The 23825-nt window shown below is 70.7% G+C and carries 23 protein-coding genes and 3 pseudogenes; 5 read left to right on the top strand and 21 right to left on the bottom strand.

Features of this window, described 5'->3' with window-relative positions:
• Position 1: 1 nt before the first annotated feature.
• The 5 genes from AB0395_RS10880 to AB0395_RS10900 all read right to left on the bottom strand — a co-directional run bounded on the left by AB0395_RS10880 (position 2) and on the right by AB0395_RS10900 (position 4827).
• The gene (locus AB0395_RS10880; RefSeq protein WP_366279139.1) at positions 2–1840 is read right to left on the bottom strand and encodes a 2-oxoacid:acceptor oxidoreductase subunit alpha; all 1839 of its coding nucleotides are present in this window, start codon (positions 1838–1840) and stop codon (positions 2–4) included.
• 91 nt (positions 1841–1931) lie between these two features.
• A complete protein-coding gene (locus AB0395_RS10885; RefSeq protein ID WP_366279142.1) occupies positions 1932–2711 on the bottom strand; it encodes a hypothetical protein in 780 nt (259 codons plus the stop codon).
• Between the two features lie 58 nt (positions 2712–2769).
• Positions 2770–3180 carry a nuclear transport factor 2 family protein gene (locus tag AB0395_RS10890; RefSeq protein WP_366279143.1) on the bottom strand — a complete coding sequence of 137 codons (411 nt, stop codon included), beginning with the start codon at positions 3178–3180 and terminating at the stop codon, positions 2770–2772.
• On the bottom strand, positions 3168–3620 hold the full coding sequence (locus AB0395_RS10895) for a VOC family protein (protein WP_366279145.1): 453 nt from the start codon (positions 3618–3620) through the stop codon (positions 3168–3170). The genes AB0395_RS10890 and AB0395_RS10895 overlap by 13 nt, the downstream gene beginning before the upstream one ends.
• Positions 3621–3633: 13 nt before the next feature.
• Positions 3634–4827 carry an aromatic ring-hydroxylating dioxygenase subunit alpha gene (locus AB0395_RS10900; protein ID WP_366279148.1) on the bottom strand — a complete coding sequence of 398 codons (1194 nt, stop codon included), beginning with the start codon at positions 4825–4827 and terminating at the stop codon, positions 3634–3636.
• Positions 4828–4986: 159 nt separating this feature from the next.
• On the opposite strand from AB0395_RS10900, the gene AB0395_RS10905 reads away from it, so the two are divergent.
• Complete coding sequence (locus AB0395_RS10905; protein WP_366279150.1) at positions 4987–6012, top strand: aldo/keto reductase; 1026 nt, start codon at positions 4987–4989, stop codon at positions 6010–6012.
• Positions 6013–6104: 92 nt separating this feature from the next.
• Here the strand turns inward: AB0395_RS10905 and AB0395_RS10910 are convergent, their stop codons facing one another.
• The 5 genes and pseudogenes from AB0395_RS10910 to AB0395_RS10930 all read right to left on the bottom strand — a co-directional run.
• Entirely contained in the window at positions 6105–6572 is a 468-nt protein-coding gene (locus tag AB0395_RS10910) for a YdeI/OmpD-associated family protein (RefSeq protein WP_366279153.1), read from the bottom strand.
• A gap of 130 nt (positions 6573–6702) precedes the next feature.
• The gene (locus AB0395_RS10915; protein WP_366279156.1) at positions 6703–7371 is read right to left on the bottom strand and encodes a YdcF family protein; all 669 of its coding nucleotides are present in this window, start codon (positions 7369–7371) and stop codon (positions 6703–6705) included.
• Positions 7372–7533: 162 nt separating this feature from the next.
• Positions 7534–8007, bottom strand: coding sequence for a hypothetical protein (locus tag AB0395_RS10920; RefSeq protein WP_366279159.1), 474 nt, complete (start codon positions 8005–8007; stop codon positions 7534–7536).
• A gap of 10 nt (positions 8008–8017) precedes the next feature.
• Positions 8018–8806, bottom strand: a complete 789-nt coding sequence (locus AB0395_RS10925; protein WP_366279200.1) for a hypothetical protein — start codon at positions 8804–8806, stop codon at positions 8018–8020.
• A 279-nt stretch (positions 8807–9085) separates the two neighbouring features.
• Positions 9086–9271, bottom strand: a pseudogene (locus AB0395_RS10930) (helix-turn-helix transcriptional regulator); the annotation flags it as partial.
• A gap of 401 nt (positions 9272–9672) precedes the next feature.
• Here AB0395_RS10930 and AB0395_RS10935 point away from each other — a divergent pair.
• On the top strand, positions 9673–9969 hold the full coding sequence (locus tag AB0395_RS10935) for a hypothetical protein (RefSeq protein WP_366279160.1): 297 nt from the start codon (positions 9673–9675) through the stop codon (positions 9967–9969).
• Positions 9966–10418: an ATP-binding protein gene (locus AB0395_RS10940; protein WP_366279161.1), complete on the top strand. Its 453-nt coding sequence runs from the start codon at positions 9966–9968 to the stop codon at positions 10416–10418. The genes AB0395_RS10935 and AB0395_RS10940 overlap by 4 nt, the downstream gene beginning before the upstream one ends.
• A gap of 185 nt (positions 10419–10603) precedes the next feature.
• Here the strand turns inward: AB0395_RS10940 and AB0395_RS10945 are convergent, their stop codons facing one another.
• The 5 genes from AB0395_RS10945 to AB0395_RS10965 all read right to left on the bottom strand — a co-directional run bounded on the left by AB0395_RS10945 (position 10604) and on the right by AB0395_RS10965 (position 15250).
• Entirely contained in the window at positions 10604–11002 is a 399-nt protein-coding gene (locus tag AB0395_RS10945; RefSeq protein ID WP_366279164.1) for a VOC family protein, read from the bottom strand.
• A 44-nt stretch (positions 11003–11046) separates the two neighbouring features.
• Positions 11047–11418 carry a VOC family protein gene (locus AB0395_RS10950; RefSeq protein ID WP_366279165.1) on the bottom strand — a complete coding sequence of 124 codons (372 nt, stop codon included), beginning with the start codon at positions 11416–11418 and terminating at the stop codon, positions 11047–11049.
• Complete coding sequence (locus tag AB0395_RS10955; protein ID WP_366279168.1) at positions 11403–12767, bottom strand: FGGY-family carbohydrate kinase; 1365 nt, start codon at positions 12765–12767, stop codon at positions 11403–11405. The genes AB0395_RS10950 and AB0395_RS10955 overlap by 16 nt, the downstream gene beginning before the upstream one ends.
• Before the next feature lie 75 nt (positions 12768–12842).
• Positions 12843–13865, bottom strand: coding sequence for an alcohol dehydrogenase catalytic domain-containing protein (locus tag AB0395_RS10960; protein WP_366279171.1), 1023 nt, complete (start codon positions 13863–13865; stop codon positions 12843–12845).
• Positions 13865–15250 carry an amidohydrolase family protein gene (locus AB0395_RS10965; protein ID WP_366279173.1) on the bottom strand — a complete coding sequence of 462 codons (1386 nt, stop codon included), beginning with the start codon at positions 15248–15250 and terminating at the stop codon, positions 13865–13867. The genes AB0395_RS10960 and AB0395_RS10965 overlap by 1 nt, the downstream gene beginning before the upstream one ends.
• Positions 15251–15370: 120 nt before the next feature.
• Here AB0395_RS10965 and AB0395_RS10970 point away from each other — a divergent pair, with 120 nt between their 5' ends.
• Positions 15371–16858 (top strand): aldehyde dehydrogenase family protein, encoded by a 1488-nt coding sequence (locus AB0395_RS10970; protein ID WP_366279176.1) that lies wholly within the window; start codon positions 15371–15373, stop codon positions 16856–16858.
• Between the two features lie 220 nt (positions 16859–17078).
• On the opposite strand, the gene AB0395_RS10975 is transcribed toward AB0395_RS10970, so the two are convergent.
• Positions 17079–17567, bottom strand: a complete 489-nt coding sequence (locus tag AB0395_RS10975) for a GNAT family N-acetyltransferase (RefSeq protein WP_366279179.1) — start codon at positions 17565–17567, stop codon at positions 17079–17081.
• 142 nt (positions 17568–17709) lie between these two features.
• Positions 17710–18444, bottom strand: a complete 735-nt coding sequence (locus tag AB0395_RS10980) for an ArsR family transcriptional regulator (protein ID WP_366279182.1) — start codon at positions 18442–18444, stop codon at positions 17710–17712.
• A gap of 363 nt (positions 18445–18807) precedes the next feature.
• On the opposite strand from AB0395_RS10980, the pseudogene AB0395_RS10985 reads away from it, so the two are divergent.
• Positions 18808–20034 (top strand): annotated as a pseudogene (locus AB0395_RS10985) (MFS transporter); the annotation flags it as partial.
• 131 nt (positions 20035–20165) lie between these two features.
• Here the strand turns inward: AB0395_RS10985 and AB0395_RS10990 are convergent.
• The 4 genes and pseudogenes from AB0395_RS10990 to AB0395_RS11005 all read right to left on the bottom strand — a co-directional run.
• Positions 20166–20354, bottom strand: a pseudogene (locus tag AB0395_RS10990) (TSUP family transporter); the annotation flags it as partial.
• A gap of 149 nt (positions 20355–20503) precedes the next feature.
• A complete protein-coding gene (locus AB0395_RS10995; protein ID WP_366279185.1) occupies positions 20504–21688 on the bottom strand; it encodes a zinc-binding dehydrogenase in 1185 nt (394 codons plus the stop codon).
• A 103-nt stretch (positions 21689–21791) separates the two neighbouring features.
• Entirely contained in the window at positions 21792–22691 is a 900-nt protein-coding gene (locus AB0395_RS11000) for an ABC transporter permease (RefSeq protein ID WP_366279187.1), read from the bottom strand.
• A 5-nt stretch (positions 22692–22696) separates the two neighbouring features.
• The coding region (locus tag AB0395_RS11005) for an ABC transporter permease (RefSeq protein ID WP_366279189.1) at positions 22697–23825 on the bottom strand (1129 nt) is incomplete at its 5' end.

A 23825-nucleotide genomic window follows, 5' to 3' on the forward strand; every position in this document is an offset into this window, starting at 1 on the left:
CTCACTCACTGTCGATCACGTCCTGGATCACACCGGCCAGCTCGGCCGCCTTGAACGGCATCCCGCGGACCTGGGTGTAGGAGATCGCGTCCACCAGGTAGCGGGCGCGCACCAGCGTCGCGAGCTGGCCGAGGTTGAGTTCGGGGATCAGCACCCGGTCGTAGGAGCGCAGCACGTCACCGGTGTTGGCGGGCAGCGGGTTCAGGTGGCGCAGGTGGGCTTGGGCGACCTGTCCCCCTGTCTTCCTGACCCGCCGTACGGCTGCCGCCACCGGCCCCTGGGTCGACCCCCAGCCGAGCACGAGCACCCGTGCCTCACCTCCGGGGTCGTCTGCTTCGAGGGCGGGGACGTCGATACGGTCGATCTTGGCCTGGCGCAGCCGTACCATCCGGTCGTGGTTGCCGGGGTCGTAGGAGATCTCCCCGGTGCCGTGGGCCTTCTCGATGCCGCCGATCCGGTGTTCGAGGCCGGGTGTCCCGGGGATCGCCCAGGGCCTGGCCAGGGTCTCCTCGTCGCGGGAGAAAGGCAGGAAGCCGTCGGGGCCCGCGGGCCCGGTCGCGAACTCGACCGAGATGTCGGGCAGGTCGGCGACGTCGGGGATGCGCCACGGCTCGGAGCCGTTGGCCAGGTAGCCGTCCGACAGCAGCACGACCGGCGTCCGGTACTTCAGCGCGATCCGCGCCGCCTCGATCGCCGCGTCGAAACAGTCCGAAGGGGAAGCGGCGGCGACCACCGGGACCGGCGACTCGCCGTTGCGGCCGAACAAGGCCATCAGCAGGTCGGCCTGCTCGGTCTTGGTCGGCATGCCCGTCGAGGGCCCTGCCCGCTGCACGTCCACCACGACGAGCGGCAGCTCGACCGCCACGGCCAGGCCGATCGTCTCAGCCTTCAGCGCCAAGCCGGGTCCCGAGGTCACGGTGACGCCGAGGGCGCCGCCGTAGGAGGCGCCGAGCGCGGCGCCGACCCCGGCGATCTCGTCCTCCGCCTGAAAGGTCCGCACACCGAAGTTCTTGTGCTTGGACAGCTCGTGCAGGACATCGGAGGCCGGGGTGATCGGGTAGGCGCCCAGGAAGAGCGGCAGCCCGGCCCGCTTTGAGGCCGCGACCAGGCCGAGCGCCAGGGCGGTGTTGCCGGAGATCGTCCGATAGCGGCCCGGCGCCAGCCTGGCGGGCTTGACCTCGTAGGAGACCGCGAAGTCCTCGGTCGTCTCGCCGAAGTTCCAGCCCGCCTTGAAGGCGGCGACGTTGGCGTCCCTGACGTCGGGGCGGCCGGCGAACCTGCGGTTCAGGAAGTCGACGGTCGTGGTGACCTGGCGGCCAAACAGCCAGGACAGCAGACCGAGGGCGAACATGTTCCTGGCGCGGACCGCGTCCTTGCGCGTCAGCCCGAACTGCTCGACCGCCGCCATGGTGAGCGAGGTCAGGTCCAGGGCGCTCACCGCGAAGCCGTCCAGCGAGCCGTCGGTGAGGGGGCTGGCGCCGTACCCCGCCTTGGCGAGGTTGCGGGAGGTGAACTCGGAGGTGTCCACGATGATCCGCCCGCCGCGCGGCAGCTCCGCGAGGTTGGCCCTGAGCGCGGCCGGGTTCATCGCCACGAGCACGTCGGGCGCGTCGCCGGGGGTGAGGATGTCGTGGTCGGCGAAGTGGAGCTGGAAGCTGGAGACCCCGGGCAGGGTCCCGGCGGGAGCGCGGATCTCCGCCGGGAAGTTGGGGAAGGTCGCCAGGTCGTTGCCGAGACGGCCGGTCTCGGAGGTGAACCGGTCGCCGGTGAGCTGCATCCCGTCGCCGGAGTCGCCGGCGAACCTGACGATCACCCGGTCGAGCTGCTTTACCTGCTTCATCGCCCGCCGCCCGCGTCCCACGGCGCCCCGGCGACCTCGCCGCCCGCGCCGGTCATGCCCATGCCCGTCGTGTCGCGCGGCGCTACGCCGCTCACGCCGGTCCGCCGTGCACGGCCTGACGCAGCCGCTCGACGAGCAGGCGCGGCTTCTCCGAACCCCAGACGTTGCGGCCGAACGCGACGCCCGCCCCGCCCACCTCGACGACGCCGCGCGCGACCGCGACCACGTCGTCTTCGGTCTTCATCTTCGGGCCGCCGAGCGCGACCACCGGGACCGGGCAGGTCTCCACCACGGCGGCGAACTCCTCCGGCGGCCCGGGGCAGACGGTCTTGACGATGTCGGCGCCCAGCTCGGCGCCGATGCGGGCGGCCCTGGCCACGTTCTCGGTCGTCCACGGCACGGCCTGCCCCCAGCCGCCGGGGATCATCTCCGCCATGACCGGCAGGCCGAGCATCTCCGCCTCGGAGCACAGCCGGGCCAGCCGGGTCAGCGACAGGTCCTCGTCGGGGGCGCCGGGGAAGGCCAGCACGACCAGGCAGTCCGCGCCGATCTTCAGGGCTTCCTCGGCGCGGTGCAGGATCTGGTTGAGGTCGGTGACCGCGCGCTCGCCGAGCTCAGAGGAGCCACCGTCGACCCGCAACACCAGCCCGGCGCCGGCGAAGGCGTCGGCGTAGGCGCGGGCCAGGTGCCAGGTGGCCAGCACCGCGTCGGGACCTCCCGCCGCGATCTCGTGCATCGGCTCGCCCAGCGGCGGGCCCTCGCCCATGTAGGCGGCGTGATCGATGGCGACGAAGACGGCACGGCCATCCGCGCCGAACATGCGGCGCATGCGGCGGAGCTTGCCCGCCCCGATGGCGGAGGTGTTCAGCAAGGCTGCTTTCCTTTCCTGGAAGATCCCTGGAAGACTCCGAAAGGATCCGTACGTGCTCTCAGCTGGAGATCTGGCGGGCGAACTCCTCGCCGTCCCAGTAGTCGACCCGGTGGGCGACGAGGCCGTCGGCGACCACGAAGCGGAACATGCCGCGGATGGCGACGGGCCGCCCCCGGTGGGTGCAGGTCATCCGGTACGGCACCGCCGCCCTGGCCCCGTCCACGATCAGGTCCTCGATCTCGTAGCGCAGTCCGGCGAACTCCGTCAGGAACCCCTTCAGGCGTTCCCGGTAGGCGTCCCTGCCGTGCAGATCCACCCCGGCCGCCGAGGTGTGCTCGTTGTGGAAGGCCGGGGTGACACAGGCCGCGATCTCGTCGGGGTCGTGCCGATTGAGCGCGGCGAGGTAGCGCTCGACCGCCTGGCGGGTCGGCTCCTGGCGGGTCGGCTCCTGGCGGGTCAGCTCCCCCACAGGGTGCGGACCTCCTCGAAGACCTGCTGGTTGTGCGAGATCTCCACGACGTTGCCGTCGGGGTCCTTCAGCGCGCAGATGTATCCGACCGGCGCGGGCAGCTCCATGGGCTCCCAGTGCAGGCAGCCCATCTCCCGCGCCTCGGCGGCGATGCGGTCCACGTCCTCGCGGTTGGGCACCTCCATGCCGAGGTGCGCGAACGGCGAAAGCTGCGGCTGCTGCTTTCCCTTGTCCTTGGCGAACTCGACCAGCACCAGCACGAACGGGGTCTCCACCTGCTTGTCGTTGGACAGCCAGGCGTTGCGCCCGTCCTTGTCCTCGTGGCGGGAGACGACCACCAGCGGGGTCATGGTGGTGTAGAACTCGATCGCCTTGTCCAGGTCGCAGCTGGGCAGCGCGATGTGCGTCCAGCGCGCCTCGGTGAGCTTCTTCTCCAGCACGTCCGTTCTCCTTCTAGTCCTTGTCCACTGGCCCGTCGAACTCGTCCGGGTCGAGTGGCGTGGCCACGTCCCGGCGGATGGCCTGCATCATGTGCTGGGCCCTTCCCTCCCACAGGCTGGGCGGACCCACCCGGTAGAAGGGCGAGCGCAGGTTCTCCATGAGCTGCGTCACCATGTCGGTGTCTTCCTTGTTGGTCTGCGCGAGACCGTCCAGTTCCCGGTTCTGCGCCTCAAGGTCGTCGGTGAGCCCGTAGATCCGGGAGAACAACCGCGAGCGGTCCGGCGCGACCGGGTCCACTCTGACCATGATGAGCTGGGAGGCGTAGGGCAGCGGAGTGAGGTTCGGGTAGATGAACTCCGCGTAGCTGCCACGCAGGTCCTGGGTCTCGAGGTCGGTACGGCCAGCCGACATGTCGTAGTTGTCGGAGTGCGGCTTGTAGCCGCTGGTCGTGCGTCCCTCGAAGCGGACGATGGTGTCCATCTGCTTGCGCACCTTGTTCAGCCGCCGGTGCACGAAGCGCACGTGGTAGTCGTCGTTGGAGTTCTCGACGAAGGCCTTCCAGTTGATCGGGAAGGTCTCGTCCAGCTCCCGGTGGTAGCGCTTGAAGGTGTCGATCCGGTACCGCTCGTAGCGCGGCAGCAGGGGCGCGATCCACTCGTCGAAGGACGGGGCCTTGCGCGACAGGCAGCCGAAGACCAGCTTGCCGAAGGCGACCTTGACCCTGATGGGGACCAGGCCGTAGTCCTCCTTGGGGAAGTCGGGGCCGTACATGCGGTCCATGTCGGGGATGCTCAGCAGCCTGCCGTCGAGCCCGTACGTCCACGCGTGGTATGGGCAGGCCAGGGCCTTGCAGTGGCCCGCGGGCCGGAAGGCGAGGCCGGCCGCGCGGTGCCTGCAGTTGTTGAGGAAGCCCTTGACCGAGCCGTCCTCCTGCTTGATCACGACGACGGGCTGGACGCCGATCTGGCCGGTGATGTAGTCACCCGGCTTCTCCAGGTCCTCGACGTCGCCGAGCCAGACCCATGACCGGCCGAAGACGCGGATCATCTCCAGGTCGAAGAGATCCCTGTCCCAGACCTCCCACGGTTGCAACATGTCGCTGGGCAGCGGAGGGTTCACGAGTCCGCGTGACTCGTCCGCCCACTCGCTCTGCCGCCGCGCGACCCGTTCGTCCAGGGCCTGCTCCGCGGATCGATCTACGAGCACGAGCTGCCTCCTGTCCTGCTCAAGGGGGGTGACGCCGATGTCCGGACGCTATGTCCCGCCCGCCTGGCGCCTCCATGTGCCCGCCGCACAAAGAACCGGGGGTCGCGCTGCTCCCGGGCAACATCGGTGCCCACCGGGCGGCATGGCAGGGTCGGTGTCGTGAACCATCGCACGCTCGGCCGTACCGGCATCCAGGTAAGCCCGCTCTGCCTCGGCACGATGATGCTCGGGGCCTGGGGAAACACCGACCCCGACGAGTGCGGGCGCATCGTCGCCACCGCGCTCGACGCGGGCATCAACATGATCGACACCGCCGACGTCTACGCGTTCGGCGAGAGCGAGGAGATCGTTGGCCGGGCCATCAGGGGCCGCAGGGACGAGGTGGTGCTCGCCACGAAGTTCAGCAGCCCGATGGACGGCTCACCCGACCGCCGGGGCGCCTCCCGGCGCTGGATCATGCGGGCCGTCGAGGACAGCCTGCGCCGCCTGGGCACCGACCACATCGATCTGTACCAGGTCCACCGGCCCGACCCGCTCACCGACGTCGACGAGACCCTCGGCGCCCTGTCCGACCTCGTACGGCAGGGCAAGGTACGGGCGATCGGCACCTCCTCCTTCCCCGCGGAGGAGGTCGTCGAGGCCCAGTGGGCCGCCGAGCGCCGTCATCGGGAGCGGTTCGCGACCGAGCAGCTGTCCTACTCGATCCTGGCCCGGCACGCCGAGGCCGCGGTGCTTCCGGTGGCCGAGCGGTACAACCTGGGCGTGCTGGTGTGGAGCCCGCTGAACGGCGGCTGGCTGACCGGCAAGTACCGCCGCGACACCGTCCCTCCGGCCGACTCCCGCGCGACCCGCAACGCCGACCACTTCGACTTCCGCGCCGAGGACGTCCGGGCCCGCAAGCTCGACCTGGTCGAGAAGCTGGAGGCGCTGGCCGCCCAAGCGGGCCTGTCGCTGATCCACCTGGCGCTGGGCTTCGTGCTCTCCCACCGCGCCGTCACCTCGGCCGTGATCGGCCCGCGCACGCTGGAGCAGCTGAAGGGGCAGCTGGGGGCGGACGCGGTACGGCTGTCGCCGGACGTCCTGGACGCGATCGACGCCCTGGTCCCACCCGGCGCGAACGTCAGCCCCGACGACGTCGGCCACGTCCCCGCCCCCCTCACCGACCCCGCCCTCCGCCGCCGCTGAGCCGTACCGGGTGGGCCACTTCCGGCCCACCCGATGAAGCAGGGCCTCGACAGCGCGGCTGCCCATCGTGGCCGTGCGCCCTCGTATCCCTCTCAGGTCCTGGGGCGCTGCTTCGTCCCGGCCGCCAGCAAGCTGACCATTTCGGCGATTCGCTGGGCTCGCACCTCGGGGCGGCGTTTGGTGCCGTCGATCCAGCGCAGGTAGGCCCGCCGATAGAACTGGGCCAGGGAGTCGAAGAACGCGCCCGCCGCCGGATCGGCCTCCAGCGCCGCCGCGACATCCTCGGCGAGCTCCGCTCGCTGCGGGCCTTCCGGCGCCAGCACCACGCTCACCTGCGTGCCCGGCTCCAGCCCGCCCCGCAGCCAGCCGGGGCCGAGCAGAAAACCGCGTTGTCCCTCGTGTTCGGTGATCACGGCGCGGATGCCCATCCCGTTGAGCGTGCCCGTCACATGGTGCACCGGCTTGGGCGCCCAGACCGCATCCGGATCGAACGACACCGGGACGAACAGGCGTCCCCGCCCACCCGGCCGGCTTTCGACGGTGTACCGCTGCTCCTGCACGCTCCGATACTGCCACAGCGAACCTTTCCAGCCGAGCCGACAGCACCGCCACCGGCCACGACCTCGACGCCCCCCTGACCCACGCCGCAGTCCCTATGGTGCCCCCCGTCCATCGTTGCCGAGAAGCCGGTCAAGAGGTCAAGAGCCTTCTGTCGAAGCCTGCGCGCAGGAGAACCTCGTAGGCGGCGTGCACAACCTCTGGAACATCCTGGGCGACGGCGAACCCGAGCCTGGGGTATTCGATGACTCGCTGGAGGTCACCGACGAGCATGTCGATGACGAGCTTGCCGTCTCCGATGGCCTTGACGTAGTCGTCAAGTTCCAGTGGTTCGGAGGCACACACGGCGTCGACCTCGGGCCACAGTTTGCGCGCGGTGGCGAACGAGCGGCGCTCCATGTACGGCTTGGAGATCAGCAGCACCGATCGGGGGTGGATACCGGCCTCGGCCAGGAGTTGGCGTGACAGGGCGATGTTGTGCCCCGTGTTGGTGGCGTTGGGCTCCAGCAGAATCACCTCATCCGGGACACCGAGTTTCAGAGCATGCTCGCGAAAGTGCACGGCTTCGCCACGCGGGAACCGCGCTGCGGTTGTGGGACTGTTCCCTCCGGTGAAGACCAGGTGCGGGAACAGCCCCGCGTGATACAGGTGGGCGGAGAACGCGGCGACGCCGAGATCGTGGCTGCCCAGGCCGATCGCCACATCGCACGGCCGCAGGGCATGGTGCATCTGGTGGTAGTCCCAGATCAGTGTCGCCTGGCGCCAGTGCTCTTCGGTGATGGCCTGCTCATCGTCGCCCACGATCGCTCCCCTGGTCGCTGTCGCGAGAGCGCGCTGCCCTCTTGACTCGTCTGCTGGATGGTCTCAATGCAGCCCGGCTGAGGAGATGCCGTGTCCCCACGGGATATCGGCATGCGAGACGGCTCAGACAGGAAACCCATGCGCCTACAACGGTCTCGGCTGTCAGCGCCGGGCACCTTCCGGCCAGATGATATGAACCGGCAGCCCTCGTCTCCTGGCTTCGGCCACGACATCGGCCGTCCCGCCGTATCCCCTGGCAGGCTTGCCGTCCCAGACGGCGAGCAGTTCGTCGGCGTGATCGAGCATGAAACGGCTAGCGACCATGTGCGACTCGGATGTGGACTCGACGAAGTCCATCGTGTGCACCCGCTCGGCTTCAACGAGTAGCGAGTCGTACTCCTGATGCGCCTCGGCGGGCAGGCCCTCCCGATATCGCCTGGCGGGAGTCACCACCTCCAGCGATCCCCCCAGATCGATGACGGCTCGGGCGAAAACCTGATCGGCTCCGTCCGCGAGACATGACAGACCCGTGATTGTAGGGGTGTGCTCGGCGAGCAGCGAGCGGATGGCGTCGTCGATCAAGGTAGTGGTCGCGCTGGAAAGGCCTCGGTGGCCGGAGACCGCGATACGGATCACGTTTTTCCTTCTACGAGAGAATCAGTCGAAGACGTTCGTCGAAGTCGCGAACGCTGCAGGTCATCGGACCGTCATAGGTCCGGCGGAATCGCCTGACACGTTGAATGATCCGCTCCGAGCCGTAGGTCGTCCCTACTGTGAAGGCGTCCGACACCAGCTGGAAAGCCTCGTCGTGGTCCCCGGACATGGCCTTGGCTGTGGCTATCTCGGTCATCAGCACTCCGCGCTGCTTGACGGCGGGCTGGGCTGAGGACAGCGACTCGGCGAACGCGGCCACGGCCTCGTCGGAGCGACCGAGTCGTACCATGACCAAGGCGCGATACCCCGCGAGCTTCGCGTGATCGAATGGGAAGACCCAGGGCCACGGCGGTGCCACCGCCCTCTCGCTGGCCATCACCGCGGATTCGGCCTGTCTCAGAGCGACCAGGGCCGCAGAAGCGTCACGGGCACTCGCGTGGCCAAGCGCCTCGATGCTGAACAACCACGCCCGCGCGGTTGCCGGTGGCCGCTCTCCCAGTTCTTTTCGCGCTTGGGCGAGCAGTTCCAGCGCCAGTACGGGATCACCGGCGTCGATCTCAAAGGCGGCCAAACTCCCGATCATGTAAGCCGCCAGCAGGGAGTGCTCGGCCTGACGGGCACTGTCGACGGCCAGACGGTAGTAGGTGCGTGAGGTACCTGCATCGTGCATATCAGCGTGGACCCATGCGGCGAAACCCGCAGCCTCACTCATTACCGCACGGATGTCATCGGCGAACCGGGACTGAGCGGCGCGTCCGAGAATGTGGCTCGTCAGATTCACATGGGTTACGGCTCCCCGGGCCAGCTCGCGAGCAGGTGTCGTTGCCTCCAAACGCCGTTGAGCACCGGTAATGCTGGTTAGCGTAGATGCGGTGGTTTCGTCTACCTCAGCACGTTTGGGTAGTGGTAATGCGGTAAGCGCCGTAAGAGCCATCGCCTTACCGAAGTCTCTGCGTTTCGTTGGATCGTCATCTCCTCGGGTACCGAATCGGAGTAGATGAAGAGGAATCCCGATTCGAAGTGATATTTCCCGGACCTGGTCCACCATGAGTGGCTGACGATTCCGTAGGACTTTGGAAACCCAGCTCTGGGAGTAGCCAACCGCCTCGGCCAGCTGGCCCTGCGTCCACCCATTGGCCCGCTGCACCTCGGCGAGGACCACGGGGATGTCACACTCCGCAAGGGCGGCTGCCACGGTAGGCGAGGACCAGAACTGAAGCGAAAGCCGCCCCTGCTTCTGACTCATGACATTAGGTTAGGCACCAGGGTGCTACCACATCGGCATTCGTAAGAAGAATAACCTCAGTGCCGTCAGCGCTAGGCATTAAGCAAGTCCGGCACCCGCAGCGATGATCGCCCTATGAGCGCTCTTCCACTCCGTAAGGAAGCGGCTACGATCCGCGTCTGCGCGCTTCACCTCTCCGACGTGCAGCGGAGACACGGCCTGACTCTCGCTTCCATTTGGGTGAATGACCTCGACCGTCGGCGACGAATGAGACAGGCACCAAACAAACGAGCTACTAGGACAGAAAAGCCCGTTTAACGACAAACCCGCCGGGACGACGAACGAGCGTCATAGAGGGGTGGATCCGCCTCAGCGGTCGCACACTGAGCGGGTCCCTTGACCGCACGGTGGAGGTGCGATCCATGGGCAACTCCAAGGCTGCCGCGTGTGAGCGAGGAACAGGAGACGATCAAGAGCATCAGTTCATACATCTGGTGCGCCTGGCCTGGGATCTGCGGGGGCTGGGGCTGGAGATCTCGGTGGAGCTTCCGCGCGGGGCGGAGCCGTACGTGGTGGTGCGGCGAATGTCCGGACCGCTGCGGGTCGCGGCGACGAAACACGATCAGGGGTGGGTGTTCTCCTGGGGACGTGGCCCTGACCGGCAGGCGCCCGCCCTGGACGCGGAGGTCCCGCACCGTATCCGGCAGGTGGCGCGGTGAAGGCTCTGACGCTGGGCGTCGTCGACCTGCCGGGCCGTGAGTGTTCGGTGGCGGTGGCGCGCAGGTACGTGGCGGATCTGCTCAGGGCGTCGGGGCACGTCGACGTCGACGACGCGGTGCTGGCGGTGAGCGAGGTCGTCACCAACGCCGTGGTGCACACCGCCTCGGGCAGAGAGGGGGGTGTGGTGACCGTGGAGGTCACTCATCTGGGGCCGTGCCTGGTGTGCGTCGAGGTGATCGACGACGGCCCGTCCGCGTCCTGTGTCCCACCAGGTGTTCCGGTGATGCGTCGCCACGAGGAGGGGAAAGCGACGTTGGAGACGGGCGGGCGCGGGCTGTGGCTGGTCGACGAGGTCACCGAGAGCTGGGGCGTCCGCCAGGTGGAAAAGGGCCGGGGGGCGGTGTGGATGCGGATCTCCACCTCGGCGAAAGCGGACGAGCGTTCATGACGACACTCGCGTCGAGCGGCGAGGACGACCGAAACCCTGAGAAAGACGCACTCATGGGTGGCCCCTGGAGGGCTTCCAGAAGTCCGACGACGATCGGACGGCGGGGCCCGGCACGGACTCACCCGAAAGGCCGGGGTCGGATACGACTGTCCGGGTGAGCCGGCGCCGGGCCCCGCGGGGGCCGGTCAGTTGTCGGCGGGCTTCCACCACATGACGATCTGGTTGCCCCAGGGGTCGAGGAACGAGGCGTGGTAGCCGTCGAACTCCTCCCAGTAGCCCTGCTCCCACAGCGCGGTCGCGCCGAGGATCACGGCCTTGTTGAGATACTCGCCGGGCGAGGCGTCGACCAGGATGTAGGTGCGGGCCTGCAGGCCGGAGCGCGGCTGCGGCGGCCTCGGCGCGGGGTCGGGGAACTGCTCGATCTCGCTCCAGAGCCCGAGGTGCAGTCCCTCCCCCGGCACGACCTGGTGGAAGACGCCCTCGGGGCGGCCGTTGACGGTCCAGCCGAACAGCTCCCGGTAGAACTCCGACGCCGCCTTGACGTCAGAGGTGGGGAGGTCGACGAAGACGAGAGTGTTGGTCACGAAATATCACTTCTCTCTGTGATCTCGGTGATCTCTGTGATTTGTCAGGACTTGTAGTAGGTGCCTTTGTCGCGCCAGAGCACGATCTCGGCGCCCCAGGGGTCGCGGAAGGCGGCGTGGCGGCCGTCGAACTCCTCCCAGTAGGTCTCCTCCCACAGCACGGTCGCGCCCAGCTCGACGGCCTGGGCGAGGAAGGCGGGCGGCTCGTCGACCATCACGTAGACCCGGGGCACCGGCCCGGCGACCGGCGTCTCCTCGCGGTGGATGCCGAGGTTGGGCTTGACGCCGGGGAGAATCTCGTGGAACTCCCCGGCGGGGCGGCGGTTGACCTGCCAGCCGAAGAGCTTCTCGTAGAAGACCGACGTCGCCTCCGGGTCGGGAGTCGGGAAGTCGACGAAGATCACGGGGTTGGGCACAGGAACTCCTTGTCTGTCAGGCGGAGCTCGGCGGCGTCGCCGAGCGAGACGAAACGCCGGTAGGTCTCGCGGTAGACGGACCGGGGCGAGGGCTCGACGACGGTCACCGGCGGCCGAGGCCACGACCCGCCGGAGGCCTCGCCCGGCCGCGGCCACCACCCGGCTCCCGCGCCCGCCGCCAACGCCGCGCCGTAGGCGGCCAGGTCGGTCTCGGCCGGGACCTCGACGGGAACCTCCAGCACGTCGGCCTTGATCTGGCACCAGAGCGGGCTGCGCGCGGGCGATCCGGCGCACACGAGCACGTCGAGCGCGACCGGCAGCGAGTCGGCGATGTTGCGCAGGCCGTAGGCGGCCCCCTCCAGCACGGCGCGGGCCAGGTGACCGGGGCCGCACCCGGACCCCAGACCGACGATCTCGGCGCGCAGCTGCCGGTTCCACCGGGGGGCGCGCTCGCCCTCCAGGTACGGCAGCACGATCACCCCGTCGGCCCCTGCCGGTACGGCGGCCGCCAGCTCCAGCAGCTCGGGCACCTGCCTGCCGGTCACCATGGTCAGCCACTCCAGCATCAGGCCGTGGCTGCTGACCGGGCCGCCCACGATGTCCACGCCTCTGGCCGGGCTGGCCAGCGTGTAGAGGTCGCCGTGCGCGGCGGACGAGGCGATGGCCACCGCGAGCCCGCCGGTGCGCCCGCCCGGGTCAAGCGCCCTGCCGGGCGTGTCGACACCACCGGCCCAGAAGGCGAGGTAGGCGTCCTGCGCCCCGGCGACCAGCGGCACCCCCGCGGGAATCCCCGAGGCACCCGCGAGCCCCGGGATCCCGGAACCCCCGGGACCGCCGGAGCCGCCATGGTCCCCCGCCTGCCCGTCACCGGTCAGGCCGATCACCTCTCCGGTCGCGGCGCGACTGCCGTACCCGTCGAGCGACGGGTCCCCGGGCCAGCGCGACTGGCGCTCCCGCGCGCCCAGCCGGGCCATCAGCCAGTCGTAGACCTGCCGTGGCTCGGCGTCCCGGCCGATCACCTCGCGCTGGGCGTGGTGCTGCTCGACCGGGCTGCCGGTCACTCCGGCGGGGTGGCGGCAGGTGACCGCGAGACCTCCGTCGTGGGGAACCGTGGTCGGGCTCTGCCCGCCGATGCAGATCGCCTCCGGCCTGCCGGTAAGCCGTTCGCCCAGCGCGGTCACCGCCTCGACGACCCCGGCCAGCCACGCGTGCGGGTCCGCCCGCCCCGCGGGCCAGCTCCCGGCTCCCGGATAAGCGCCGGTCGCCGCCCCGAGAACCTTTCCCGAGGGGTCGATCGCGACGGCCCTGGCCGAGTTGCTTCCGAGATCCACCCCGATGACCGCGTTCACGAGCCGCTCACCGATCCTTCTTCGCCGTACGGAGGTCGCACCCGGATGGCCCGGGAGAACCGACTCGCGCCGGAGTCACAGGCCACCGACCAGAACCCGGTAGACGGGCGTGGTCGCGGCCAGCTTGAGCGCCTCGGCCACGTCGCCGAGACCGAACCGGGCGGTGACCAGGGCATCCAGGTCGGCGGCGAGCGCGCCCGAGGCGATCAGCGCGGCGGCCTCCCGCCAGTCCTGCGGCTCCTGGCTGTAGACGCCGACGATTGACAGCTCGTGGTGGTGGATGGCGTCCGGGATCACCCCGACCGACAGGTCCTTGGGGAAGGCCCCGTACAGGACCACGGTGCCGCCGTCGTCGCACAGCCCGACCGCCGTCTCCAGCGCGCCCGGCGCGCCCGCGGTCACGAAGACCAGGTCCTGCTTGCCGCCCCGCTCCACGGCCTCCTCCGGCGTCGCGGTCCAGGCGGCGCCCGCGTCCCGCGCCTCGGCCAGGCGGGTCTCGCTGACGTCGATCACACCGACGGGTCCCGCGCCGCGCCACCGCGCGGCGGCCAGGTGCAGCCTGCCCATGTAGCCCGCGCCGACCACGGCAACCCGGTCGCCGGCGCGCAGGCCGCCCAGCCTGAGCGAGTGCAGCACGCACGCGACGGGCTCGCCCATCGCGGCGTGCTCGATCGGCGCGGACCCGGTCGCGTACGCCTGGGCGGCCTTGACCACCACGTGGTCGGACAGGCCCGCGCCGAACGAGACGGTCCCGTCGGCCAGCGTCCCGCCCTGGGGACGCTTGCACAGCGCGCTACGTCCACGGCGGCAGGGGCGGCAGGTGCCGCACCGGGTGAGCAGATCCACGGTGACGGTCTCCCCGACACGTGGCGATCCGGGCAGCTCCGCCACCCCCGCCCCGACCGCGGCCACCCGCCCGGCGACCTCGTGTCCCGGGGCGACGGGGTAGAACCTCTTCTCTCCCAGGTACAGACGGCGCTCCATCGTGCACAGCCCGCAGGCGCCCACCTCGACCAGCACCTCGTCGGGCCCGAGCGAGGGCGTCGGCTCCTCACGCAGCTCGACGGCCTCGGGGGCGGTGACAACGGCGACTCTCATCAGTGACTCCAAACGTGTGGCCAGTGGTGGCGTACGGCGATGCCGGCCCTGCTGAGCAGGTCGGCGGAAGCGTGGCGGACTTCGTCGCGCAGGGCCCGCTCGTCGACGGTCACGCAGCGGCCCCCACGGACCACCTGCCTGCCGCCGACGAACACGTCACGGACCGAGCGGCCGTCGGCCGACCAGACGAGTTGCTGGGCGACGTCGCCGCGCGGGATCCACTGCGGCCCCGTCGCGTCGTGGACGACCAGGTCGGCGAGCTTTCCCGACTCCAGTGAGCCGATCCGGTCCGCCATGCCGACGGCCTCCGCGCCCCGGATGGTGGCCATCTCCAGCGCCTCGGGGGCGCCGATCGCGCCCGGGTCGAGAGCGATGTCCTTGGCCAGCCCGGCCGCCAGGGCCGCGGCACGCAGAATGTCGGCGGCGTCGCCCGCGTTGCCCGCGTCGCACCCCAGCGCGACCCGGCCGCCCCTGGCGACCATCTCGCCGTGCCGTCCGGCCCGGGTCACCCCCTGGGCCAGGCGCAGGTAGGCCCAGGGGCAGTAGGCGACCGCCGTACCGGAACCGATGAGCACGTCCATCTCGGCGTCGTCCAGCCAGACGGCGTGCGCCAGCAGCAGGTGGGGGCCGAGCACGCCGAGGTCGGCGAGGTGGAGCAGCGGGCGGCGCCCTGTGATCGCGAGGTAGTGCTCGGCGTCGGCCGGGCCGGGCGACATGTGCATCGTCAGGCCCGCGCCGGTCTCGCGGGCCAGGTCGGCGGCGCCGGTCAGCAGCTCGTCGGAGGCCAGGCCGTGCCCGACGAGCGTGACCATCCCCCGGACGAGTCCCCCCGCCGGGTAGGAGTCGACCACGGCCCTGAGTCGGTCGAGCACCTGCCCGGCGGGGGCGCCGTGCGGGACGCCCTCGGCGTCCCAGCCCCAGGTCCCGACCGTGCCGCGCACCCCGGCCCGAAGCATGGCGGCGGCGACCCGATGAGGGTGGGCGACGGTGCCCGCCTCCACCACGGTGGTCACGCCGTTGCGCAGGCTCTCCACACAGGCCAGCAGGGCCGACAGCTCCTCGTCCTGGGCTCGGTGCGCCTGGTGCAGGGGCACCGACCAGCCGAAGATGGCCTCGTCGGATCGGATGTTGTCGGGGATGCACGCGCGGGCGAGCGGGTCGCCGGTGAGATGCTGGTGGGCGTTGACCAGGCCGGGCGTGACGACGCAGTCCGTCGCGTCCAGCTCGGGGACGCCCGGCCAGCGCGCCCGCAGCTCGCCGGTCGCGCCGACGGCGGTGATCGTTTCGCCCGTGATCGCGACCGTCCCGCCCAGGAGCACCTCCCTGCGGGCGTTCATGGTGACCACGTCACCACCGGTGATCAGGAGATCGGGAACCAGCTCCATGCGACCGAACGCTAGGTTCGCCGGACGCCCGGGTCATCCATCCCCGAGCACAACAACTCAGGCGTACTCCATGCCAGGGACACAGTGCCGCGTCCTGAAGCCGGGGCGAGGCTGTGCCCCATGCGTTACGACCCCACCTGGCTCGACTCCGATCCGCTTCCGCAGCTCATCGACGGTCGCGAATCCCGGCAGGGCGACATCCGCCCGGTGATCGACCCCTCGACTGGCCAGTCCCCCGCCTCCTACGCCGAGGCCACGTCCGCCGAGGTCGAGGCGGCGGTCGCCGCCGCCAGGCGCAGCCACGACGAGGGCGAGTGGCGCCGCATGCCCGGCGCGCGCAGGGCCGAGCTGCTGGACGCCGTCGCGGCCGCGATCCGCGCGGACGCGCGGCGGCTGGCGACGCTGGAGGCGCTCGACACCGGCAAGGCCGTCGGCGGCGCGCTGACCAACGACGTCTACGAGGCCGCCAACGCCTTCTCCTACGCCGCCGCCGTCGCCCGGACCCTGCACGGCGACGTACGGCGCAGCTCCTACCCGCCGGAGCTGCTTCCCGGGGGCGGTCCCGGCCTGCTGACCGTGCGGACGCCCGAGCCCGCCGGTGTGGTGGCCGAGCTGCTGCCCTGGAACGGACCGCTGATGACCGGCAGCCAGCGCATCGCGACGGCGCTGGCCGCGGGCTGCTCGATCGTGGCCAAGGCCCCGGAGGAGGCCGTGGTCACCCTCGTCGAGCTGGGCCGCCTCCTGACCCGCGCCGGGCTGCCCGCCGGGGTGCTGAACATCCTGCTGGGCCCCGGGGAGACCGTGGGCGAGCGACTCGTCACCGACCCCCGGGTGGACCTGGTCAGCCTGACCGGCGGCACCGAGACGGGCCGCCGGGTGATGGAGCTGGCCGCGCGCAACCTCACCCCGACTCACCTGGAGCTCGGCGGCAAATCACCGGTGATCGTCTTCGCCGACGCCGACCTGGACCAGGCGGTGGGCTGGGCGATGATGGCGGCGTTCGTCAACATGGGCGAGGTCTGTGTGGCCGGCAGCCGCCTGCTCGTCGAGGAGTCGGTCTACGACGATGTGGTCAAGGGCGTGGCCGCCGCGGCGGCCACCCTGCCGATCGGCGACGCGCTCGCCGAGAACACCTTCATCGGCCCGCTGATCAGCGAGGAGCACGCGAACCGGGTCCGCGGCTTCGTCTCCCGCGCCGTCGAGGGCGGCGACGCGGCCGTACTGGGCTCGCCGTCCCTGCCGGACGGCGCGGGGGCGGCGTTCGTGCCGCCGACGGTGCTGGGCGGAGTGCGGGCGGGCAGCGAGATCGAGCAGCGGGAGGTCTTCGGCCCGGTGCTGGCCGCCATGCCGTTCTCCACCGAGGCCGAGGCCCTGGCCCTGGCCAACGGCACCTCCTACGGCCTCAACGCCACGGTCTTCACTCGCGACCTGGAGCGTGCCTTTCGCGCCGCCGACGCCCTCGACTGCGGCGAGGTCAACGTCAACTGTCACTTCGCCCCCGACATGAACGGCGGCCGCGGCGAACCCCGCCGCGCCAGCGGCCACGCCCGCACCGGCATCGACGCCTACACCCGCCTGAAGGCCGTCAACGTCCAGATCCACTCCTGAGCCCGGGCGGGGACGCGCGAATCCGGGCGTCCCCGGGCAGAGCCTCGGCGGCCGGACCCGCATGCGGGAGAACCCTCGCCGACCGATCCACCGGCCTCCGGCGGGGCCGCGGTGACCGTGCACGACAGCCACACTCTCGACGGCACCGCGGCCCTGGCCGGTTCCTCCCGGGCCCCTCCGGGCAGGCGGCCTTTTCGTTCCACTACCACGTCAGCCCTGCTCAGAGCGCGCAGTACATGATGTGCAGCCCGACGTAGCCCTTTGCCGGATGCCGGAAGCCCTCCGGCAATGTGCCCAGCACCTCGAAGCCGAGTGACCGGTACAGCCTCACCGCGTTGACGTTCGTCTCCACAACCGCGTTGAACTGCATCGCGCGGTAGCCCGCCGCCCGCGCCCACTCCATCGTGTACGCACACAGTGCGCGTCCCACGCCCCGCCCGGTATGCACCGGGTCGACCATGTAGCTGGCGCTCGCGACATGCGATGCGTTGCCCATGTGGTTAGGGTTCATCTTCGCCGTGCCGAGGACCGCGCCGGAGTCGTCCACCGCGACGACCGTGCGGTCGGGAGCCGATAGGAGCCACCAGTCACGCCCCTGCTCCTCGCTGAGGTCCGCCGGATAGGTGAAGGTCTCCCCCGCGGCGACGATCGTATGGAAGAAAGGCCAGATGGCAGGCCAGTCATCCGTACCGGCTTCCCTGATCAGCATGCGGACAGCATGCCTCGTACGGGTGTGGCCCTCCAACGGGTTTTCGCCCCTGAGGCACCGCCGGATGCGTGGCGCCCGCCCCGCCTGCGACAACTGATGCGGGCGGTCACTCCTCGGCCGATCGGGGCCGCGACGACCGGGCTCAGCCCTCCGGGTCAGGTTCGAGACCGTCGCCCCGCACCAGCGCGTCGCCGACCGGGGTCCTGCGATAGATCACGCTTCGCCCCGAGCGCGTCCGGCCGACCAGGCCCGTGTCGCGCAGGACAGCGAGGTGATCACCGACGTTGCCCAGGCTCATGTCGAGCCTGGCGACGAGCTGGGTCGTCGTTCCCGGCGTGGAGAGGGCGTGCAGGACGGTGGCCCTGGAGCGGCCCAGGAGACGTTCGAGCGCCCCGGGCGAACGACCGGCCTCCGCCCCCCACACACCGGCGACGCCGGGAGAGGGATAGACCAGCGTGTACGGCCAGGGGGCGTCGAGCTGGAGGGCGAAGGGGGCGAAGACGCTTGGTACCAGCAGGAGCCCTTGCCCGCCGAGACGGTAACGGCTGTTCTCTCCCTGGTCGAGGATCTCGAGATAGCCGCAGGTGTCGTCGGCGCGCCACCTGACGTCCGGCATGGCCTCCTCGATCGCCTGGGCCCAGCCCGCCAGGGCCAGCCGGTTTCCCCGTCGCAGGATCTCCTGTTCGAGGACCGCGTTGACGCGGTCCCAGTGCGGAGCAACGAGCACTTCCCACGCGAGCGCCAGCGCCTCGGCCAAGCGGTGCGCCACGTCAGGCGCCTCCAGGATCGCGAGGACCTCGGGCGACGGGCGGCCAAGACCGTCCAGGTTCCTGCCGATCTCCAGGCGGGCCCGGTCCAGAGGCGTGGAGCGGACCATCTCCAGCTCATCCTCTATCGAAATCCCGGTTTGTCTCGGCGGCGGGACGATGAAATCAACGTTGTAGCCGAATCGCATGAGCGACGTAATCGCGAAGAGCGCTGGTTTTTCTGCGAGCAGGGCCCGGTATTCGCATTCGTGCCGACGTTTCCAGGCACCGTGCGGCCCGGCGGCCCTGCGGCCCGAAATTATCCATAGCGAGTGCACCGTCTCCAGAAGAGGAGATATGCCGAATCTGCTCTGCGCCAGATCCCGTGGAGTCGTGTCAACTCGAATGACGTTTCGGGCCACGCCGAAAGGCTAGCGCCGCCGGACCGGGCCATCAACACTTGGCCCACCACTCCTCGACGACCTGGATTCGGCATGAAAACCTCACTCGATCGTCCCCGGTCGGAACGCCGCCCACTGCCCCGGACCGTTCGGGTTCTCGCACCCGTCATAGGCCTGTCCAATTTCGGCGACGGTCTCGCCATCACCGCATTGATGCTCGAGTTTCACGACCGGCACGGGGGCGGAGCGGCGATGGCCGCACTGTTCATGGCCCTTTCGGTCCCCGGCGTGCTCCTCGCCGGTCTCGCGGGGCGGGTGGCGGACAGGGTGGCGGTGCGCAGGGTTGTCGTCCTGGCGGGCATCGTGCTGGTGCTCGTCTGCGCGGTGATGGCGTACGCCACGTCGATCGTCCTCATTCTGAGCCTGCTGTCGGTGCTGGCCGGGATCATGGCGCTCGTCATGCCCACGATGGCGAAGGCCGTGACCGACGCGTCCCCCGGCGATCTCTTGAGCCGCGGCCAGGCACGGATGTCCATGATGGGAAGCCTGGGCTTCCTGCTCGGGCCGGCGGCGGGCGGCGTTCTGATGGAGATCGTGGGGCTGCGACCGATCCTGCTCATGGACGCGGCGAGCTTCGCCGCACTGCCGCTGGCGGCCCTGCTCCTGCCGAGAGGAGGTGAAGGCCCGGCGGGCACGTCGTCCGCCGGCCCGGGCGGCACCCCCTCCGCGTCCGGGCTTCTGCCAGGGCTGCGCGCGATCGGCGCCCATCCCGCCTTGCTGCGGACGGTCGGCCTCGGGATCGTTCTCACCGTCGGCCTTCAGGCCCTGAACGTCGTGGAGATTTTCTTCGTCCGTGACGATCTCGGCGGAGGCGCCGGGATTTTCGGTCTTCTCACCATGGTCTGGTCGGCCGGTCAGATAGCCGGCGCCTGGTTGGCCGGCGACTTCCTGATGGAAAGAAATCCAGCACCGATGGCCTTTGTCATGACATTCATAGTGGCCATTGTCACGTTATCGACCGTCGTGATTAGCGATATCCCGCCGTTCTTCGTCCTCCTGCTGCTCGGCGGACTCGCCTTGGGCGGTTTCAACGTGGCCCGTCAGACGCTGCTGGCGAGATCGGTGGACCCGGCAGGCCAGGGCAGTGCCTTCGCCGCGCATACGGCATTGCTCAACACCGCGACCACGGTCGCGCTTCTGGTCGGCGGCGTCGTCTCCGTGTTCGTCGCCCCCCGGGCAGTTTACGGAATCGTGGGAATGGTCACGCTCGTTTCGGTTCTGGTCGCACGACCCCGGCGCCGGACTTTCCGGGACCGGCCCGCGGTGGAGGGAGACCTGAGTCACGGCCCGTCCGGCCCGGCTCCGGAGAACAGCGGTCACGGCCGGGCGGACGCCTGCTCAGGTGAGGGCGAGCACGACGCCGACGACGGTGCCCACCGCGACGACGACGTATACGCCAGGGCGCCGCTGATCGAGCCGGGGGCCAGGCCTACGGTGTTGGAGACGTTGGCCACGACCGGCGGGAAGCCGAGCGCGACCAGCGTCGGGAACGTGATGAGCGACCCCGATCCGGCGACGGTGTTCACCACCCCTGCGGCCAGGCCCGCGAGCAGCACGGCGAGAGATTCGACGACCGTCAGGCCGGTGAACATCGGGGTGCTCCTTACGGTGGCGACCGGCGGCGTGATCCCGACGGGGTCCGGGCCAAACCCCGGACGGGGTGAAGGGGTGGGGGATCCGGCTCTCCTGGAGGCCCGCCACGCGGGTGGCCGCGCCGCGTGGCGGGTGGTCAGGGGGTGAGCAGGATCTTGCCGCAGGCGTCGCCGCTCTCCAGGCGGCGGTGCGCGTCGGCCGCCTCCTCCAGCGGGAACACCGAGTCGATCACGGGCTCGCCGCCGGACTCCCAGTACCACCGCAGCATCTCGCCGAACGTGGCGTGGCCGTAGGACTCGGAGCCGATGATGGTCAGGGCCCGCTGGTAGGCGTCGACCAGGTTGAACTGGGCGGTCATGCCGGTGGTGTTGCCGCAGAAGACCAGGCGCCCCCGGCGGCGCAACGCGTCCAGCGACGCCTGGAAGAGGGCGGGGCCGACGTGGTCGAGCACGATGTCGGCCCCCTGGCCGCCGGTCAGCTCCCGGGTCGCGGCGGCGACGTCCGTCACCCGGTGGTCGAGGACGGCGTCGGCGCCGATCTTGGTCATCCGGCGGAGCTTCTCCTCCGAACCCGAGGTCACCACGGTACGAGCGCCGAGCCCGCGGGCGATCTGCACGGCCGCGACCGTGATGGCGCTGCCCGCGCCGTGCACCAGCAGGGTCTCCCCCGCCCGCAGCCCGCCCCTGACGACCAGCGCCTGCCAGGCCATGGAGTAGGCGGTCGGCAGGCTCGCGGCCTCCAGTGGCCCGACGTGCGGGGGAACCGGGTGGGTGTGGGTCGCCGGGACCGCGACCAGTTCGGCGTAGCCGCCTTGGCGAGAGCCGCCGACGACGCGCATCGCGGCGCAGTAGACCGAGTCGCCGGCGGCGCACGCCGTACAGGATCCGCAGTGCAGCGCGGGGTCGACCACGACGCGGTCGCCAACCGCGAGCGGGGGCGGGGCCTGCCCGTCCGGCCGTCCCGGGGATCCGGCGGGCGTGCCGGAACCGTTGACGCCGTTGGAGCCGTTGGATGCGGCGGGCGTGCCGGACCCATTGACGCCGTTGACATCGGTGGAGCCGTTGGACGCGGCGGGTGTGCCGGAACCGGTGGCCCGGGGGCCGACGTCGACCACGACGCCCGCGACGTCCATGCCGGGGACGTGCGGCAGCGCGAATCCGGGCAGCAGTCCCGGGCCGCGCCGCTGCAGCACGTCGAGGCGGTTGAGCGCGACCGCCTCGACGGCGATCAGCACCTCGCCTGGCCCGGCCACCGGGTCGGGCAGCTCGACGGCCTCGAGCACCTCGGGGCCGCCGTGCGCGGCGTGCCGGACGGCCCTCACGAGGTCCCCCGATCCCTCTGCGTCATGTGGATCTCCCGAACTCCCCTGTGATCCCCTGGACGGGGCCGGACTCCCCTGTGCCCCTCCGGGCAAGGCCCGGCCCTCATGTGATCCCTCTGACGAAGGGGACACCGAGCGCGGCGGGACCGCGCTGGCGCGTGGCGAAGAAGGTCATGGCGACCAGTGCCAGCAGGTACGGCGAGGCGATGAGGAACTGGGGGTTGAGCTCGTAGCCCAGGGCGGGCAGCGCCAGGCGCATCGCGTCGGCGGCGCCGAAGACCAGGCAGCCGGCGAGCGTGCCCTTGAGGGTCCAGCCGCCGAAGATGACGGCCGCGATCACCATGTATCCGCGTCCCGCGGTCATGTTCTGGTTGAACGTTCCCACCTCGGCCACGGCCAGGTAGGCGCCGCCGAGACCGGCGAGCATGCCGCAGACCATCAGCGCCTGGCGCCTGCGCCGGTTGACGTCGATGCCGGTGACGTCCGCCGACTGCGGATTCTCCCCGGCGGCGCGCACCTGCAGTCCCCATCTGCTGCGGTGCACCAGCCACCAGGCCAGCGGGACCAGTCCGGCCAGCAGGTAGGCGGGCCAGCGCTGGGCGAACAGGCCAGGGCCGACCAGCGGCAGGTCCGACAGCAGCGGGATCTCCAGTTTGCCCACCTGCCGGGGCTCGCTCCTGATCGTCAGGAAGCTGGTCAGGCCGAGCACCAGCACGTTGAGCGTGAGCCCGACGACGTAGGTGTTGACGGCGAGCCGGTGGCTGAAGCAGGCGTGTGTGAAGGCGATCAGCAGGCCGGCCGCGACGCCGCACAGCAGCCCGAGGTCGGCGGAGCCGGTGACGGAGGCTCCCGCGACGGCGGTGAAGGCGCCGCCGAGCATCATGGCCTCGACCGAGATGTTCAGGGTTCCCGCCCGCTCGGCGATCCACTCGCCGAGCGCGGCGAACAACAGCGGCACGCTGAGCCGTACGGCGCTGGCCAGGATGAGTTCGAAGCTGTCCATGACTGTCACCTCTCCGCAGGCCTGCGGCGGGCGCGGATCTCGGCGTAGGCCGAGGGGAAGACCGCGGCGAGCACCAGCAGGGCGGTCACGATCGAGACGAGGTAGCGGGGCACCCCCGTGGAGGCGAGGAAGCCGCCCCCGGCGCGCAGCGCCCCGAAGAAGACGGCCACGGGGATCGCGAGCAGGGGGTGGTTGCGCGCGACCAGGGCCACGAGCAGTCCCTCCCAGCCGACGTTGTCGGCGAACCCGGCCTGGATCCGGTACACGTTGCCGGTGAGCATGACGCCCCCGGCCAGGCCCGCGAACCCTCCGGACAGCAGCAGCGCCCCGCCGCCGAGCGCCGCCGCCCGCACCCCGGTCCTGCGTGCCGCGACCGGGTTGAGGCCGAGCATGCGGAGCCGGAAGCCCCATCTGCCGTACTTCAGCAGGAATGCGATCACACCGGTGACCAGCAGGGCGACGAGCACGCCCGCGCCGAGGTTGAAGTCCGGATACTCGCCGAGGCGCGGCAGCCGCGCCGTCTCGGGGAGCAGGTCGGACTGGGGCGAGAGGATCTGCCCCTTGATCGCGGTCTCCTGGAGCAGGTAGTCGCGGTTCACCGCGAACGAGACGACCTGCATCGCCACGAAGACCATCAGCAGTGTGCTGATCACGACGTCCACGCGGCGCCAGTAGAACAGCACGGCCGGGACCCCTGCCCAGAGCGCCCCGGCGGCGGTGGCGCAGAGCAGCGTGAGCGGCAGGATCAGCCAGCCGGGCCCGGGCGCGAACAGCGCGACGGCCGCGCCCGCCATGGCGCCGACGATGAGCTGCCCCTCCTGCCCGATGTTGAAGATCCCGGCACGGGCGCAGACGATCGCGCCGACGGCGACGAGCAGCAGCGGGGCCGCCTCGTCGAGCGTCTGGCCGATCGAGGCGCCTCCCTCGAGACTGCCCTGGTAGAGGGCCAGGATCGTGTCGGCCATGGAGTGACCGGCCAGCGTCACCAGCACGGTGGCCACGGCGAGCGCGACGCCGAAGGAGGCCAGGTAGAGCAGCGGGCCCCGGCCGCGACCACGAGAGGGGAGGGCACGGGACCGCGCGCCGCCGTGCGCAGGGCGCTGCTCGGCGCCCCCGGCGACCCCCGGTGGGCAC

The organism is Streptosporangium sp. NPDC051023 (genome assembly GCF_040689595.1).
Classification (GTDB): Bacteria; Actinomycetota; Actinomycetes; order Streptosporangiales; family Streptosporangiaceae; genus Streptosporangium.

Bases quoted from the DNA above. Each gene is read 5' to 3' on its own strand.
- AB0395_RS11000 (WP_366279187.1), bottom strand. From the start codon at position 22,691: ATGGACAGCTTCGAACTCATCCTGGCCAGCGCCGTACGGCTCAGCGTG.
- AB0395_RS10975 (WP_366279179.1), bottom strand. From the start codon at position 17,567: ATGCTGATCAGGGAAGCCGGTACGGATGACTGGCCTGCCATCTGGCCT.
- AB0395_RS10880 (WP_366279139.1), bottom strand. From the start codon at position 1,840: ATGAAGCAGGTAAAGCAGCTCGACCGGGTGATCGTCAGGTTCGCCGGC.
- AB0395_RS10965 (WP_366279173.1), bottom strand. From the start codon at position 15,250: ATGGAGCTGGTTCCCGATCTCCTGATCACCGGTGGTGACGTGGTCACC.
- AB0395_RS10980 (WP_366279182.1), bottom strand. From the start codon at position 18,444: ATGGTCCGCTCCACGCCTCTGGACCGGGCCCGCCTGGAGATCGGCAGG.
- AB0395_RS10935 (WP_366279160.1), top strand. From the start codon at position 9,673: ATGGGCAACTCCAAGGCTGCCGCGTGTGAGCGAGGAACAGGAGACGAT.
- AB0395_RS10960 (WP_366279171.1), bottom strand. From the start codon at position 13,865: ATGAGAGTCGCCGTTGTCACCGCCCCCGAGGCCGTCGAGCTGCGTGAG.
- AB0395_RS10970 (WP_366279176.1), top strand. From the start codon at position 15,371: ATGCGTTACGACCCCACCTGGCTCGACTCCGATCCGCTTCCGCAGCTC.